Origin of the sequence: Aidingimonas lacisalsi (assembly GCF_008079445.1) — a bacterium.
GTDB lineage: Bacteria > Pseudomonadota > Gammaproteobacteria > Pseudomonadales > Halomonadaceae > Aidingimonas > Aidingimonas lacisalsi.
The window spans coordinates 1-14626 of the sequence record NZ_VRYH01000003.1; the positions used below are offsets into that span (position 1 = coordinate 1).

At 55.6% G+C, this 14626-nt stretch carries 16 protein-coding genes and 1 tRNA gene; 6 read left to right on the forward strand and 11 right to left on the reverse strand.

Features of this window, described 5'->3' with window-relative positions:
- The first annotated feature begins 368 nt into the window (after positions 1–368).
- Entirely contained in the window at positions 369–806 is a 438-nt protein-coding gene (locus FVV99_RS18640; RefSeq protein WP_201745044.1) for a hypothetical protein, read from the forward strand.
- 89 nt (positions 807–895) lie between these two features.
- Here FVV99_RS18640 and yaaA read toward each other — a convergent pair whose 3' ends face one another.
- On the reverse strand, positions 896–1690 hold the full coding sequence (gene yaaA, locus FVV99_RS06195; RefSeq protein WP_148253202.1) for a peroxide stress protein YaaA: 795 nt from the start codon (positions 1688–1690) through the stop codon (positions 896–898).
- A gap of 88 nt (positions 1691–1778) precedes the next feature.
- The gene (locus tag FVV99_RS06200) at positions 1779–2810 is read right to left on the reverse strand and encodes an NADP(H)-dependent aldo-keto reductase (protein WP_148253203.1); all 1032 of its coding nucleotides are present in this window, start codon (positions 2808–2810) and stop codon (positions 1779–1781) included.
- 217 nt (positions 2811–3027) lie between these two features.
- On the opposite strand from FVV99_RS06200, the gene FVV99_RS06205 reads away from it, so the two are divergent.
- Positions 3028–3531 carry a tetratricopeptide repeat protein gene (locus tag FVV99_RS06205; protein ID WP_148253204.1) on the forward strand — a complete coding sequence of 168 codons (504 nt, stop codon included), beginning with the start codon at positions 3028–3030 and terminating at the stop codon, positions 3529–3531.
- A 107-nt stretch (positions 3532–3638) separates the two neighbouring features.
- Positions 3639–4151: a 3'-5' exonuclease gene (locus FVV99_RS06210; protein WP_148253205.1), complete on the forward strand. Its 513-nt coding sequence runs from the start codon at positions 3639–3641 to the stop codon at positions 4149–4151.
- A gap of 133 nt (positions 4152–4284) precedes the next feature.
- Here the strand turns inward: FVV99_RS06210 and FVV99_RS06215 are convergent, their stop codons facing one another.
- From FVV99_RS06215 to FVV99_RS06245, 6 genes are all read right to left on the reverse strand, one after another.
- Positions 4285–4827, reverse strand: a complete 543-nt coding sequence (locus tag FVV99_RS06215; RefSeq protein ID WP_148253206.1) for an LOG family protein — start codon at positions 4825–4827, stop codon at positions 4285–4287.
- Positions 4828–4863: 36 nt separating this feature from the next.
- The gene (locus FVV99_RS06220) at positions 4864–5385 is read right to left on the reverse strand and encodes a DUF501 domain-containing protein (RefSeq protein WP_148253207.1); all 522 of its coding nucleotides are present in this window, start codon (positions 5383–5385) and stop codon (positions 4864–4866) included.
- Complete coding sequence (locus FVV99_RS06225; RefSeq protein ID WP_148253208.1) at positions 5357–5683, reverse strand: hypothetical protein; 327 nt, start codon at positions 5681–5683, stop codon at positions 5357–5359. The genes FVV99_RS06220 and FVV99_RS06225 overlap by 29 nt, the downstream gene beginning before the upstream one ends.
- Before the next feature lie 32 nt (positions 5684–5715).
- A complete protein-coding gene (gene ybaK / locus FVV99_RS06230; RefSeq protein ID WP_148253209.1) occupies positions 5716–6186 on the reverse strand; it encodes a Cys-tRNA(Pro) deacylase in 471 nt (156 codons plus the stop codon).
- Complete coding sequence (locus tag FVV99_RS06235) at positions 6183–6596, reverse strand: acyl-CoA thioesterase (protein WP_148253210.1); 414 nt, start codon at positions 6594–6596, stop codon at positions 6183–6185. Before FVV99_RS06235 ends, ybaK begins: the two co-directional genes overlap by 4 nt.
- Before the next feature lie 490 nt (positions 6597–7086).
- Positions 7087–7512 (reverse strand): hypothetical protein, encoded by a 426-nt coding sequence (locus FVV99_RS06245; protein ID WP_148253212.1) that lies wholly within the window; start codon positions 7510–7512, stop codon positions 7087–7089.
- 48 nt (positions 7513–7560) lie between these two features.
- Here FVV99_RS06245 and FVV99_RS06250 point away from each other — a divergent pair, with 48 nt between their 5' ends.
- The gene (locus tag FVV99_RS06250) at positions 7561–8727 is read left to right on the forward strand and encodes a MalY/PatB family protein (protein ID WP_148253213.1); all 1167 of its coding nucleotides are present in this window, start codon (positions 7561–7563) and stop codon (positions 8725–8727) included.
- Positions 8728–8732: 5 nt separating this feature from the next.
- On the opposite strand, the gene FVV99_RS06255 is transcribed toward FVV99_RS06250, so the two are convergent.
- Positions 8733–9665, reverse strand: coding sequence for a thioredoxin family protein (locus tag FVV99_RS06255; protein WP_148253214.1), 933 nt, complete (start codon positions 9663–9665; stop codon positions 8733–8735).
- A 120-nt stretch (positions 9666–9785) separates the two neighbouring features.
- Here FVV99_RS06255 and FVV99_RS06260 point away from each other — a divergent pair, with 120 nt between their 5' ends.
- Positions 9786–10541, forward strand: a complete 756-nt coding sequence (locus tag FVV99_RS06260; protein WP_148253215.1) for a DUF3750 domain-containing protein — start codon at positions 9786–9788, stop codon at positions 10539–10541.
- Positions 10542–10629: 88 nt separating this feature from the next.
- On the opposite strand, the gene FVV99_RS06265 is transcribed toward FVV99_RS06260, so the two are convergent.
- Positions 10630–10706 (reverse strand) — tRNA-Met (locus FVV99_RS06265).
- 163 nt (positions 10707–10869) lie between these two features.
- Between FVV99_RS06265 and phbB the strand changes: the two genes are divergently transcribed.
- Entirely contained in the window at positions 10870–11616 is a 747-nt protein-coding gene (phbB, locus tag FVV99_RS06270; RefSeq protein WP_148253216.1) for an acetoacetyl-CoA reductase, read from the forward strand.
- Between the two features lie 35 nt (positions 11617–11651).
- Here phbB and FVV99_RS06275 read toward each other — a convergent pair whose 3' ends face one another.
- Positions 11652–13895, reverse strand: a complete 2244-nt coding sequence (locus tag FVV99_RS06275) for a DUF349 domain-containing protein (protein ID WP_407921335.1) — start codon at positions 13893–13895, stop codon at positions 11652–11654.
- Positions 13896–14626: the final 731 nt, after the last annotated feature.

Genomic DNA, 14626 nt, shown 5'->3' on the forward strand with positions numbered 1-14626 from the left:
TCAGTCGTGAAACCGCTCAGCGCCGATGGTAGTGTGGGGCTTCCCCATGCGAGAGTAGGTCATCGTCAGGCCCTTATCGAAACAAGCCCCGAGCACCGAGTGTTCGGGGCTTTTTTATGTGTTCGGCCTGTGTCGGCGGCTCGGGCGATGGCTCGCCTGAGACACCGAGCCGCGGCCGCCCCGCGGGCAGTGAGCGATGACGCTGACGCACCCGTGTCACGAATCTTCAAACTCCTTGCATATATATATCTGCTACTTTTCAATACAATGACTTGTGCGCAGGCACTGGAGTCAGAGCAACAGTCAAACTAGGGTCTAGGGTGCTGTTGTTGCTTTACTGCCAAGGATTATCTCAGGAGGAGATTGCTATGAAGACGAGCATGATTCGCAAGTTGGGTATCGCCCTATTGATGGCTCTGATGGTGGGTGGTCTTACCGCCTGCGATGGTGATGAAGAGCCCGCAGAGGAAACCGGTGAAGAGATTGATGAGGGTGCCGAAGACACGGGCGATGCCATGGAAGAGGGCGCTGAGGACACTGAGAGTACCATGGAAGAAGGTGCCGAGGAGGTCGGTGAGGAGATGGAAGAAGCCGGTGACGAAATGGCTGAAGCTGCCGACGAGGCGGGTGATGAAGTCGCTGAAGAAATCAATGAAATGGAAAATGCCGCTGAAGATGCCGGAGACCAGGCAGCTGACGACATGGATGCAGCGCAAGACGAAGTCTCCGAAGAAGCCGAAGACGCTGGCAATGAAATGGAAGATGCCGCGGAGAATGTGGAAGAAGAGACCGAAGAAGAAAACTGATCTGACAATCTGTTATCAGTAGGCAGTCAGGCCGGGCATTCGCCCGGCCTGCTTATTGACTATCTGCTGCTGAGGGCGTGATATACCATTCAGGCCTGCCCATGCTCAGTTGCAGCGGCGTCCCGGGTAAAAACGAGCGTGTTCCCTTCTGTCATAGCTGAGTTGAAGCGATAACCATCGAGATCAAAGTCCTTGAGGCCTTCCGGGTCGTCCAGGCGCTCGCGAATCATCCAGGAGCACATCAATCCCCTAGCCTTCTTGGCGTAGAAGCTGATGACTTTGTATTGTCCATTCTTCTCGTCTTTGAATATGGGGGTGATGACATCGGCAGTCAGTCGTTGGGTATCTATGGCCTTGAAGTATTCGTTGGATGCCAGATTGAGCAACACGGGACTGCCACTCCTGGCGACGGCCTGATCGAGCTCTGAGGTCAGCGTGTCTTTCCAGAAAGCATACAGGTCTTTCCCTGCCGGATTGGGTAACCGGGTTCCCATTTCAAGACGGTAGGGTTGTATCAAATCTAGGGGCCGTAACATGCCATAAAGACCTGAAAGTATACGTAGATGGTCCTGGGCAAATTCATTGTCGGCTTCATTGAAAGTGTCGGCTTGCAAGCCGATGTAGACATCTCCTTGAAAGGCTTGTGCCGCCTGCTTGGCATTATCCAGGTCGAAGGATGGATGCCACTCACTGTACCGAGCCGCATTGAGGCCCGCCAACTTATCACTGATTCCCATCAGCTTGGAGAGGTCCTGAGGCGAGTAATCGACGAGCACATCGATCAGTTGCTGGCTTTTTTCCAGAAAATCGGGCTGTGTATGGGTTGCCGTGGTTGGTGACGTCTCGAAATCTAGCGTCTTGGCCGGTGAGATCACGCTCAGCATAAAGGCTCCTGTCATTCACACTGTTTGTCACCAGTATACCAAGCTACCGCGGACGATGGGGGCTATCGACTCGATAGCCCATCATCTGTCAGGGGCAAGGGTTCGGGAATTGCTTGTGGACCTCCTCGATCGCGTCTATGACCTCCTGATCGAGGCGCAGTCCTTCGCTGGCTATGTTGGATTCAAGCTGATCCATCGTCGTTGCGCCAATGATATTGCTGGTCAGGAAAGGGCGAGAGTTGACGTAGGCTAATGCCATTTGCGCGGGGTCCAGGTCATGTTGCCGAGCAATTTTGACATATGCATGAGTTGCTTGCTCCGCGACATCGGACGTATAACGCTTGAAACGTTCGAACAAGGTCAAACGGCCTTTAGGAGGGCGAGCGCCATCGAGGTATTTACCGGAAAGCACTCCGAAAGCGAGCGGAGAATAGGCCAGTAGTCCTACCTGTTCTCGATGCGCAATTTCTGCAAGGCCGACTTCGAAGCTGCGATTCAGAAGGTTATAGGGGTTCTGTATGCTAGCAATACGTGGCACGCCCATGGTGTCGGCAAGCCGCAAGGATCGCATTACGCCCCACGGAGTATCGTTGGAAAGTCCGATAGCTCGGACCTTTCCCGCATCGACCAGTTCCTTGAGCGCGGACAGCGTTTCTTCCAGAGGAGTCGCATCCTCTTCTTCTTGGGGAGTATATCCTAGCTTGCCGAAGAAATTCGCATTGCGGTCTGGCCAATGCAGTTGATAAAGGTCGATATAATCCGTCGTCAAGCGGGACAAACTGTCATCGATTGCGCGATGGAGATGGCCGCGCGTCAGTCTTGGTCCACCACGGATATGATCTAGCCCTGGTCCTGCCGCTTTGGTCGCAAGAATCACATCATCACGGCAATTGCGACGCCTTAACCAACTGCCGATATAGCGTTCGGTACGCCCTTGAGTTGCGGCTTGAGGAGGAACCGGATACATCTCGGCCGTATCGATGAAGTTGATGCCAAAGGCAACGGCTCGATCCAACTGCTCATGCGCGTCGGCTTCTGAATTCTGTTCGCCGAAGGTCATCGTACCTAAGCACAGCCGACTGACTTCCATGCCGGTATCACCAAGGGGGCGGGTCTGCATCCATTACTCCTGCTTGAATGGGGTCAATTCATGAAACCGAATGGTAGCCGGGGTCGGGCTCGGCAGCAAATATCAGGGGGTTGAGTCGATCTTCAGGTGGGCGTATGCTTGCCATCCCATCGCCCCGGCGGCGCCGGTTGGCGGCTAGTGAAAGGCAGGACGACGGTGGGATCTCCCCAGCGTCTTTTTTCGCTAACAGAATTCCGGATTGTTCGTCATGTCCCAGGCATCGTCTCTGTTCACTCGCATCGAGTATCGCCTTGCAGAGCAGTTGTTCCATACACGCTGGTTGCCACGCTCGCCACGAACTCAGCGTCTAACCATGCACTTGTTTCAACGTTGCGCCGATGCCGGCCATACTGCTGCGTTGTCTCTTTATGGGCATATGTTGTTCCACCGGGCGATTAGCCCGCAGGATAGAGCCAAAGGAGCTCATTACGTGTTACAAGCGGCCCAAAGTGGTGATGGTGGCGCCCAGTACCAAGCAGGCTGTATTTTTGAACACGGTTGTACCCAATATCCGTGTCGGCACGATCATGCTGTTACCTGGTATGCCCGCGCTGGCGAAGCTGGCCATTCCTTGGCAGCCAGGCGGTTGGCCGATGCTTATCAGGATGGCGGATTGGGTTTGCCAGTCGATAACGAGAAATCACGCTATTGGAAAATGCTGGCGGACCGGAATGCTGGTAGTCCGGCCCTCGAATATCGGACTCAGCACTGACATTCGACCTGGGAGTCATGGGGCCTTACCCTAGACGTAATGTGAGTGGCGGCGACTTCGCATGGACTCGCCCCTGATCGCTTTCGAAACGAGGAGGAAGATGCCCTGTGACGTTGCCAGTACTACTCGACATCGAGGCTTCGGGCTTTGGGCGTGGTAGTTACCCGATCGAGATCGGTCTGGCGCGTGCTGATGGGAGTTGCTGTGCGTTTCTGATACAGCCATTGACGGAATGGACCCACTGGGATCCGAAAGCGGAGTTGCTCCATGGCATATCTCGTGACCGTTTGGTTCGGGAAGGCCACCCCGTGATTGAAGTGGCTCGTTGGCTCAATGATGAACTGGCCGATATTGGGGTGGCATACAGCGATAGCTGGGGATATGACAACACATGGCTGTCACTGTTGTTTCATCAGGCGGGGATGCTACCGCGCTTTCGTCTTGAGGCATTGCGTCGGCTACTGACCGAATCCCAGTTAGCTTCGTGGTCGACCACCAAGGAACATCTGATACAGTCTATCGGGATACAGCGTCATCGTGCGGGAGACGATGCACGCTTGCTGCAGCTTACCTACCAACGCACATGTGACGAACCCGGCACATTACCGGATCAGCAGTGAATCAGTTCACGTCTGAGGTTTGCAGATATACATTACCACTTGCGATCTCTCATGGACGCAAGATGTCCCTTTAAGTTGCCGTCAGACGATCAGGCTATCCTTGAACGTGTGATGACGACGGTACGATAAGTTATTACAGCATCGTTTCCACGGTATCAAGCAGGCCCTCGGGCGTCTCGTTGGAGCAAAGGGCGGCACGTGTTTGTGGCGCGAGAAAGCCATGTTCCACCGTGCCGTCCAGAAAACTCAGCAAGGAGGCGTAGAATCCAGCGACGTCGAGTATGCCAACTGGCTTGTCATGCAGCCCCAAGTACTGCCATGTCCAACTTTCGAATAGCTCTTCCAGGGTGCCAATACCGCCAGGCAAGGCGATGAAAGCGTCGGCATGTGTTGCCATCGTGGACTTGCGCTGGTGCATATTATCCACATGTATCAGTCGGGTCAGGCCATGATGTGCCTGTTCGCGTTCGATCAAGTGAGTGGGCATGACGCCAAGAACCTCGCCATTGGCGGCGAGAGCGGCATCAGCGATGACCCCCATCAGGCCGACCTTGCCTCCGCCATAAACCAGGCCATGACCGCGCCTAGCTATCTCCTGGCCCAGCATCTCAGCCGCCGAGCGGAAAATCGGCGTGTTTCCTTCGCGTGAGCCCAGGTAGACACAAATCCGTGCCATGGAAGCGTCCTTTCGAAGATGGAATGACGGACTCGGTTACGACAGACTGTCGATGACGGCAAGCTCGTTATCCAGCCATTCGCCAATAACATTGTCGCCACATAAATGATGGGCATACTGAGTATGCAGACAGCGGACCTGGTTCCAATTGCCCAGTCCGCCGATGCCGCGTGCCTCCAGCAAGGGGCGATACCCCAAACGCTCGACAGTCTCCTGCTGAGCAGTAGACATGTAATGCCAGCGCCGGGCGATATAGTCCTCATGACTTCGGTGATAGCCAGCCAAGAAATCTTGATCGCTCTGGAGACGCAATTCCAGTTGTTTGATGATGCCGCCGGCCTCCAGTCGGGAGAGTTCGATCTTGAGCCGTTTATCGCATAGCCAATACAGGGTTGGAAAGGGCTTGTCGTCGATGATCGGCGCCATTCTCAATACGAGTGGCATGCCGTTTTCATCGGTAGCGGCAATGGCTTCAGTCCCATGTGGGGTTCGCCCCAACTGTTCAGCGATAATCACTAACTGTTGTTGGCTAGGTACCTGATTGGTGCGGATCACCATGATGCGAATCTCTAACGAATTTCGTGGAGTGTCCAACCGCCAGGAAGAATGCCTTGTTGAGCTGGATCGGGGTTGGAACATACTGCCAGTGACGCTCGCAGTAGTCGGCTGCCCTGGCGATGAGCACATCATATAGGCGATTGAATGGCGCATCATAATCGTAAGGGTCTGCACCAAACAAGCGGATGTGCGGGTAGTCGGCAAACCGTTCCAGAAAATACTGCTCAAGATCGGCTTCCACACTACGGTGAAGCGCCTGGTTGTCAGGGTAGAGCCACAATGTATAGCGAATGGCCATTTCGGGTTCCTGCATCACGCATTCACATGACCTCACATCTTGGTCAAGGGCGATAGCGTGGCATCTGTCTGATGTATGAGATCGTTAGGGGCCAGGGAAATTTCCAGTCCGCGGCGGCCGCCACTGATATGGACGAGCTCCAGCGTTTTTATACTGTCATCGATGAAGGTTGGTAGTGGCTTTTTCTGGCCGAGAGGACTGATACCACCGACAAGGTAGCCTGTCACACGTTCAGCCTCGGACGGGTCGGCCATGACGGCTTTCTTTATAGAAGCGGCTCTGGCAAGCGCTTTGAGGTCCAGTTGATAGGCAACGGGTATGACTGCAACGACGAACCGGCCATTATCGAGTTTTGCTAACAAGGTCTTGAAAACTGATTGTGTCGAAACGCGTAAAGCCTCGGCGGCCTCGTCGCCATAGGCTGGTGCCTTGGGATCATGACTATATTCTGTCAGTTCGAAAGGCACTTCGGCTTGTATTAGCAGGCGTACTGCTGGCGTCATGGCGCTGTCTCGACCGTCGTTTCCTGAAGATGCTGTCCTAACGTGTCGCGCAATTCACCAGCAATGGGAATCGACTGTTTCCGGCCATGGTCATAGTTCACCAGTATGACGTTTCCGCGTGCTCCCAATGTTCCATTTTGCCACGCTTGCTGGGTGACAGTGAAAGAGCTTGTGCCCAGCCGTGTCAGATAAGTACGTATCTCTACATCATGGCCAAAGTAGAGCTCGGCATGAAATTCGATATCCAGCCTTGCCATGATGAGGGTCCATTTGGCCGGATCCAAGTCCGGCGTGAACAGCTTGAACAGATCATTACGTGCCCACTCGAACCACGCTGGCAACCGGGTATTGTTTATGTGGCCCAATGCATCGGTATCATAAAAAGCGGGTTCGATTGTCCGAACGAACATGTTGGCTTCCTAGTGTGATGTCTCATTCAGCATTACTTGGGAGGGGATGATCGGTCAAGCGTAATTCAATGCTGGTTGATACCCGTAGGATAAGGGAACGCATGACGTGTCCGACCATCGAGATGACGGAGATCCATCATGTCATCAGAGCATGAATACTCGCCGCCACCGCGCCCAGCTGGTTGCGAGCTGTGTGGCCGCACGGCATCACTGACCAAGCACCATATGATCCCTCGCGCTCTACATGGGAAACCGAAATATCGCAAGCGGTTCAGCCGCGTCGAGCGATTGACCTCAATACTCTGGCTCTGCCACGCATGTCATGGACATATCCACAATGTACTGAGCGAGCGTGAAATGGCCGAGCAATATCTAGGACGCGATGCACTGATGGCGCATGAGGACATTCGCGTTTTCGTTGAGTGGTTATCGACGAAACCCGCTGGTTTTCGGCCTAAGCGGCGGCGCCGCTGAGAGGCATGAGGAGCGGTTAGATAAGACGCAATCCTTCTTTATCGTGCCAGGCGGCGTCTAATGGTTCTGCCAGCGGTGTCTGCAAGTGGGTCGGTAGTGCGGCCTTGGCTTCGTCAAGCGTCTCGAAATGCCGGTTGCGTAGCCAACAATAGGCCCAGGCACATGCTTCAAACTCATCTTGAGGCATTGGCTTTCCGGGCATTTGCATCAGCAGAAAGGTGGCGGAACGGGCGGCCCATAATGGCGGTGTTGAGTCTCGGCTCCATGTTTGTAGTGTCGCCCCATTCGGGGTGTAGTCCGGTTCACCGAGCTTGGCCAAGCGTGCGGTATCAGCGAGAATCATGGCCAGGCGGTCCGGCGATGCATCACCCAGTAGCAGCCAGTGGCCGACCAGGCGCGTCGTACCGTGTATTGCCTTGGAGTAAAAGGGACTTTCAGCCATGTCCAATGAGCATCCTCATGAGTGTCGAGGGTCAGGAGAGTGAAACGCGTGACCGATGACAGCCAGCATTTCGATTTTGCCACGCCGATTGAGCGACGCCATCCCTGGCCGTCACAGAAATGGCAGCGATATGACCATGATGTGGTGCCGTTGTGGGTAGCGGATATGGATTTTGCCTCACCCCCGTCGGTGATTCGAGCTCTCCATCGGCGGATAGACCATGGTGTGTTTGGGTACGGCACCATTCCCGATAGTCTGCGCCATGTGCTTGTCGAATGGAGCGCCTCACATTATGGCTGGTCAATCGATCCCCAATGGCAAGTCTGGTTGCCAGGCGTGGTGCCTGCGTTACATTTAGCCTCTCTGGCGTTAACCGAGCCAGGGGAAGGAATACTGACCGTAACGCCCATCTATCCTCCCTTTTTGAAAGTTGCGACTCGTACCGGCAGATTATCTCAAACAGTACCTCTGGCGGAGCCAACGTCTTTCGGGGAGGGCTGGCAACTTGATGTCGGTGCATTGGAGGCAGCGATTACCGCGGAAACTCGCGTACTACTTTGGTGCCACCCCCACAATCCCACTGGACGCATATGGCATGAGCGGGAGTTGTTGGCGCTGTCCGAGATGGCGGAGCGCCATGACCTGATCATCGTATCGGATGAGTTGCATTGTGATCTGCTGCTCGATGAAGGGCGTCGACACCAGCCGCTGGCCAGTCGTTTCCCCGAATTGGCTGAACGTATCGTGACATTGTGGGCTCCATCCAAGACGTTCAATCTGGCTGGATTGACGTGCGCGTGTGCCATCATACCCGATACCAGGCTACGTAAGCGCTTTATCTCACAAATGCGTGGGCTGCAACCCGATGCCAACGTTCTGGGGTTGGTGGCTGCAGAAACCGCCTATGCTGAGGGCGAGAGCTGGCGTCAAGCGTTGCTTGACGTTCTCAGAAGGCATCGTTCGCTACTGCAAGATGCAGTCGCCGACTGGCCGGGGGTTTATATGAGTCGTCCGGAGGCAACGTATCTGGCGTGGCTGGATCTGCGTGATGCCGGGCTTGGTGAATCACCACCGAATGCGCTTCTGGATCAGGCGAGGGTCGCATTGTCCGATGGTGCCGAATTTGGCTGGCCAGGCTTTGCCAGGCTCAATTTCGGCACCACAACCGAGCAACTCACTACAGCACTGCAACGGTTAAGTCGCGTATTGACTTAACGTGATCAGTAGAGCATGGCGAACAACTTTCGCCGATAAGTGACCGTCAATGGGTGGTCGGCTCCCAAGGCATCGAAGACGCGTAATAATGTCTTGCGAGCCGCATCATCGCCATAGTCACGATCACTCTTCATCAAATCCAGCAGGCCATCCAGCCCCTTTTCATAGTGCCCGTCGGCGACTTGACGCAGTGCGCGTTTATAGCGAGCTTCGCTGTCGTCACGGCCTTCGAATGCGACAAGCTCTTCCGAGGTCGGGGCCTCTTCGCGGAATTCCAGACGCGCGCGAACACCTCGTGTATTAGGGGCATCACGGTGTTCCGGGGGCAGGTTGTCGAGCATGCTGCGAGCATCGTCTGCCTGCCCATCAGCCAGTAATGCGCTAGCCAATGCGATCTGATAGTCGTAGTGGCTGGGGTTATCCTGTACCAGTTGTCGATAAATGGAGACGGCCGTTGCGGCATCGCCTGAATCTAGCGCTGCTTGTGCTTGCTCTTCCGGGGTGGCTGGGGCCTCATCTGGGGACTGAATATATTGCGACAGCCATTCCCGAATCTGGCTTTCCGGTAGCGCGCCCTGGAATTGATCGTAAAGCTGTCCCTGCATGATCAGTTTGACGTCAGGGACCGAGCGGATGCCAAGCTGAGCGGCGATTTGCTGGTGATCTTCGATATTCAGCTTGGCCAACACGAAGGCACCTTGATATTCCTTGGCTAGCTTTTCCAGAACGGGCATCAGGTTCTTGCAGGGTTCGCACCAAGGGGCCCAGCAATCGAGCAGCACAGGAGTCTGCATGGAGCCTTCCAGGACCACTTGCTGGAAGTTAGTCATGTCGATGTCGACAATATAATCTGCCGGATCAGTGTTATTGCCCGTTGAAGTTTGTGTTTCATCAGGGCTGGTGAGTGGTGCGCCGCTGTTCGGGTCAATGATCGCCATGGGGTAACCTTCTATGAATTCCGGAATTTGCCGTAGTAATGCGGGCCACGATGCCCAGATTCAAGGGGGGAGGGCAGTGGAGACGCTCATTTCGGGCCGCAAGCGCTTGAACGATGCCATATGAAACGATTGACGACTATCACTCTGGCCGCGTTCCTGGTGATGGCCGTACTGCTGTGCGGTCCCCTGCTCATGTTGGCCAGCTCGCAGGTAGTCCTTGATCGGCATTGGTCCAGTGCGGACCGTTCTTCCGCTGGGCTGGCGCCGGCTGCTGATGAGGTCCATGACGCCGTTGTCCAGGTATACGCCGCCCGTGCGTATCATTGGCGTGGTGCTTTCGGAGTCCATACGTGGATAGCGACCAAAGCGGAAGGCGGGGGACAATACCGTACCTATCAAGTAATGAGTTGGCGCCGACCGACGGTCGTGGTCAGCACCGGTGTACCAGATCGTCGCTGGTACGGTAATGCCCCTAAGTTGTTGGCAGACTATCGAGGTTCGCGAGCACAGGCCATGTTGGCCGCGATCGATTCTGCAGTTGCGCACTACCCTGCCTCTGATCGATATCGAGCCTGGCCAGGACCAAATAGCAATTCCTTCGTTGCCTGGGTTGCACGGCAAGTGCCCAGCTTGGATGTTGTTCTGCCTAATACTGCCATCGGTAAGGATTATCTATTCGATGACGTCATCGCACCCACGACCAGTCGTAGCGGATATCAATTCAGTATCGGCGGTATATTGGGGGTGACCGCAGGTCTCGCAGAGGGGGTGGAACTCAACTTGCTGGGTCTGTCGTTCGGTGTGGATGTTCTGTATCCAGCATTCAAGATACCAGGTATCGGCCGTCTGGGGGTGGCGCGGCCTGTGGCTCGATGATCGTCATGCGATGGCTTTGTAGTGTGTTATGGAGCGACAAACTCGAACGGGGGCGGCATTCATCAAATGCCGCCCCCGTTCAGAAAGATGGTAGCGGGGACCGGATTCGAACCGATGACCTTCGGGTTATGAGCCCGACGAGCTACCAGGCTGCTCCACCCCGCATCAAGTTAAGCATATTTTCCATGGTTTTTTGCGCTGCGTCAATAGTTTATTCAACGGTCATGTAAGCGAGAGCAACGCATCCATACTATAGTTCCTGTGTGGGCTGATGCTGTTGACTCGGTACCAGTCGAATTCGTGACACCTCATGCAAAGGAGGCCTCTTATGACCGATACAGCACCCGTGGCCTGGGTCACCGGAGGCACCGGTGGCATCGGAACTGCGATTTGCCAAGCGTTGGCCAGGGAGGGTTACCAAGTCGTGGCTGGCTATCACAATCCGGACAAAGCCAAGGAATGGCTGGAGCATCAGCATGCCGACGGATATACCAATATCGCGTTATCAGGTGTCGATCTGACCAATTATGACGACTGTGTATCAGGGGTACGTGAAATTCGCGACACCTATGGGCCTGTCTGCGTTCTGGTCAATTGTGCTGGTATCACTCGCGACGGAACGCTTAAGAAAATGACCTCGGAGCAATGGCACGAAGTCATCGATACCAATCTCAACAGTGTTTTCAATACGTGCCGAAGTGTCATCGAAGACATGCTGGAAGCCGGGTATGGACGTATCGTCAATATCTCATCCATCAATGGCCGCAAGGGGCAATTCGGCCAGGTCAATTATGCAGCGGCCAAGGCGGGCATGCATGGTTTGACGATGTCGCTGGCGCAAGAGACGGCCACCAAAGGTATCACAGTGAACACCTTGTCCCCTGGCTATATCGCGACGGACATGATCATGAAGATTCCGGAGAATGTCCGTGAGTCGATCCGCGAGGGGATCCCGGTCAAGCGTTTCGGCACTCCCGAAGAGATTGCTCGAGCCGTCGTTTTTCTGGCAGATAAAGAATCCGGTTTCATCACGGGAGCCAACCTGGATATCAACGGGGGACAATTCATGGGCTGAAACCACTACCTACCGCCATACAGCAGGTTGGCAGCTCATGGAGGTGGTAGGCGTAGTAGGTTCGTGAGATGGGCGTCCAACTCCGGCGCTTCGCGGGCCCATGCTTCGGCCGCAATGGGTCCCGTGGCGAGCAATTCTCGCAACACATCATGCAACTCTTCGGCTTTGGAGGGCTCACTCCCGAAGTTGTCATTGAGCCTCTCGACCTGGATGGCCAAGCGTAGGGGGTCATCCTGGTGACCGACGCGGTGCCCTGCGAGTAGCGCTAGATGGACACGGAGCCGCATGAGTATGTGCTCGACATCCTGAGGGGGAGGCGGCTGGAGGCGTGCTTCATTGCGGCGTTGATGAGCCTCTAACATGTCATTGTTCAATGGGAAGCCGGCACTGTCGATTTGGCGCACCGCTTCGCCGTTGAGCATGGCGTTATCGGCCTGCAAGTGCTGCTCGAGCAGTGGCTGAATGGCTTGCCAGTGCTCTACCTCCTCGCTGACAGCCAGTCTGGCCAGACGCTCACGACGTGCACGCACGATGCCTGACCAGCGTCTCCTCATGCCTTCTGCGCGTCGCCCACTGGGGAGTGGCCCAATATCTTCGGCTTCGGCTATCGCCTGTTCCAGCACTTCGTCTTCTCCGCTGCTGACGGGCTGCCAGGTATCCAATCGGTCGATCAATGCCTGCATGGCTTCCAGGCGCTGCCTGTCATGTTGTGCCCGGTCATCACGCTCTATGTCGCGGTCAGCGAATATGCGGTCGCAAAGGGAGCGAAACTCTTTCCACAACTGCTGCTCTTCCCCTTTCGCTGCACGTCCCAGTGCGCGCCAACGTCGTTGTAGCGATTTGGTTTGTTCGGCTTTGCGCGTCGCCGGAAGGTCGGCATTGAGTAACGTTTGGGCATCATCGATGAGTGCCCGCTTGGCTGTGGCGATTTCCTGGGCTCGGCGGTCGATAAGTGCTTGCAGTTCATGGCGCAGGTGCCCGAAACGACGGCCAACGGCCTCGGCGTGATCGCGTGGAACCGGCGAGTGGTGTCGCCACTGTTCACGGGCTCGGTCACGAATCTGCCGTAACGCATCTGGGTCGGCGTTGGGGTCGGGCTGTTCCAGCAATTGTTCTAGTTGTTCGCACAACTGATGTCGAGCTTCCAGATGACGTTCGCGTTCCTGAGCGAGCTGGTCACGCCACGGGCGAAGACGCTCGTGAATGCGATCCGATGCGGCACGAAACTGGCGGGAGAGTTCTCGATCGGCAGCAGCATCGCCGAGCGCTTTCCACTCCTTGACGAGTTGGCGATGCCGTTTGTCCAGTTCCCGCTCGCTGAGTTGCTGGTCATCGGCTAATTCGTTAATGGCCTGATGCAGCTGCGATCGTTTCGGACCGGCCACGAAGCTGCGCCAATCACGGAGCTCGGCAAGTTGTGCACCTAACCGTTTCAAGGCTGCAGTATCGTCTTCGTTACCACCAGCCCCTAGTTGCTCGTGACGATGCCGCAGTGTCTGGTATAGGCGACTGGCACTCTTGAACTCACCGCGTTCCACCAGTTTTCCTAGCTCCTGGAGGTCTCTGGCGAACTGTTCGGAAGAGGCATGGAGGTCGTCGTTGTCCTCCTTCGGTTGAAGTCGCTGTTTCGCCTTGTCAAGCAGCGACGTCAAAGGTAGGTGATCGGGCCACTGACAAGCATCGAACTGCTGTTGCAAGGCTTGTTGGTCATCGTCATGGAGGGCACGTTGCAACTCAGATTCATGTTGCTTGAACCGTTCCCATGACTGCGCTATCTGGTCGTAATCGGCAAGCGCCTTGTCGTATCGCTGACGCAGGTCATCGTCTGGCGCATGATGGTCGGATAACTTTTGCCAACGGGTGGCGAGCAGTTGTTTCTGGGCACGCATGCTGGCGATGTCCTGAGCGCTCAAGCGGCTGCCTTGACGCAGACCAGCCAGGGTCTCCTCCAGGGCTTCCAGCAACTCTTCGCGCGCCAGGTCGGCATCTTCTCGCTGCTGATCGGCAGCATTGTGGGCGTGTTGCTGCGCGTCATGGTCAGTGATGATTTTTCGGCAACGTAAACAGGCATCCTGATAGCGACGCTCCTGGCTAGCGTCAGGCAAGTCACTTAGTTTTTCCCATTCACGTTGGAGGTGGCGGTAACGACCAGCGTACAGGGGTTCCCAGGATGTTCGTGCATGCTCTTCCAGTGCCTTGAGCAAACGCTCGCGCTCGGCCTTGGCGGCTTCTATCTGTGCACTGTCGGCTCGAAGTCTATTAAGACGTTCGCGAGCCATGCGAGAGACTTGCTTGTCACGTTTGGAGGAGCGTTTGGCTAATTGTCGTAATCCCGATTCGCTGGTGATCCGAGCGGCGGCCGCATGACGAACGGCAGCAATGCCATTGGTACAGGCTTGTTCAATGAGCGCCTCTTCATTCGTCAATCGTGCCAGGGCGGCCAATCGCAGTTGCTGATTGTCTCCCCGTGAGGCAATTTCCCCCAGTAGCGTGGCGTCATTGAGTTGGGTGACCAGTTCGAGACGAGTCTCGAGCGAGCCACTGGACTCACTGCCTGCGAGCAGTACCGCTAACCGATGTTGTAGTTCCGGGTTATGCTTGTCGGGGTCGTACTGCGTCAGCAGCCGGGTCGGGTCGGTCAGCTTGGCCAGTGCAGCCTGGCGTACGGCACCGTCCGGGTCCTGTACCAGCTGCTCTAGACGCGCCAAATCCGCGTCACGAGTCGGGTCGAACTTGTCGGTAGCACGCCGGCGCACACGTGGATCCGCGTGTTGCCAGCGTGGAGTGAACCAATGGCGTATCCAGCCTGACATCATATAGAGTGCATCCCTGTGAGCCTAGCTTGCAAAATACAGTCGCTAAAGCTATCTAACCATGTGCTGCCACGGTGGAAAAGTCTTTGCCATAGTGGCTCGTTGACTAGGTGTTGCCGTATGGAGACGCTGACAGTAGAGGTTGTTGATCGTATGATCGGTTGCAGGAGCGTCTACCCTCGCTTAGTTTTACTCTC

Coding starts and splice junctions, on each gene's coding strand:
- FVV99_RS06245 (WP_148253212.1), bottom strand. CDS start 7,512: ATGGCTGAAAGTCCCTTTTACTCCAAGGCAATACACGGTACGACGCGC.
- FVV99_RS06225 (WP_148253208.1), bottom strand. CDS start 5,683: ATGGCCATTCGCTATACATTGTGGCTCTACCCTGACAACCAGGCGCTT.
- ybaK (WP_148253209.1), bottom strand. CDS start 6,186: ATGACGCCAGCAGTACGCCTGCTAATACAAGCCGAAGTGCCTTTCGAA.
- FVV99_RS06235 (WP_148253210.1), bottom strand. CDS start 6,596: ATGTTCGTTCGGACAATCGAACCCGCTTTTTATGATACCGATGCATTG.
- FVV99_RS06275 (WP_407921335.1), bottom strand. CDS start 13,895: ATGGCTCGCGAACGTCTTAATAGACTTCGAGCCGACAGTGCACAGATA.
- FVV99_RS06260 (WP_148253215.1), top strand. CDS start 9,786: ATGAAACGATTGACGACTATCACTCTGGCCGCGTTCCTGGTGATGGCC.
- FVV99_RS06205 (WP_148253204.1), top strand. CDS start 3,028: ATGTCCCAGGCATCGTCTCTGTTCACTCGCATCGAGTATCGCCTTGCA.
- phbB (WP_148253216.1), top strand. CDS start 10,870: ATGACCGATACAGCACCCGTGGCCTGGGTCACCGGAGGCACCGGTGGC.
- FVV99_RS18640 (WP_201745044.1), top strand. CDS start 369: ATGAAGACGAGCATGATTCGCAAGTTGGGTATCGCCCTATTGATGGCT.
- FVV99_RS06200 (WP_148253203.1), bottom strand. CDS start 2,810: ATGCAGACCCGCCCCCTTGGTGATACCGGCATGGAAGTCAGTCGGCTG.
- yaaA (WP_148253202.1), bottom strand. CDS start 1,690: ATGCTGAGCGTGATCTCACCGGCCAAGACGCTAGATTTCGAGACGTCA.
- FVV99_RS06255 (WP_148253214.1), bottom strand. CDS start 9,665: ATGGCGATCATTGACCCGAACAGCGGCGCACCACTCACCAGCCCTGAT.
- FVV99_RS06220 (WP_148253207.1), bottom strand. CDS start 5,385: ATGGTGATCCGCACCAATCAGGTACCTAGCCAACAACAGTTAGTGATT.
- FVV99_RS06215 (WP_148253206.1), bottom strand. CDS start 4,827: ATGGCACGGATTTGTGTCTACCTGGGCTCACGCGAAGGAAACACGCCG.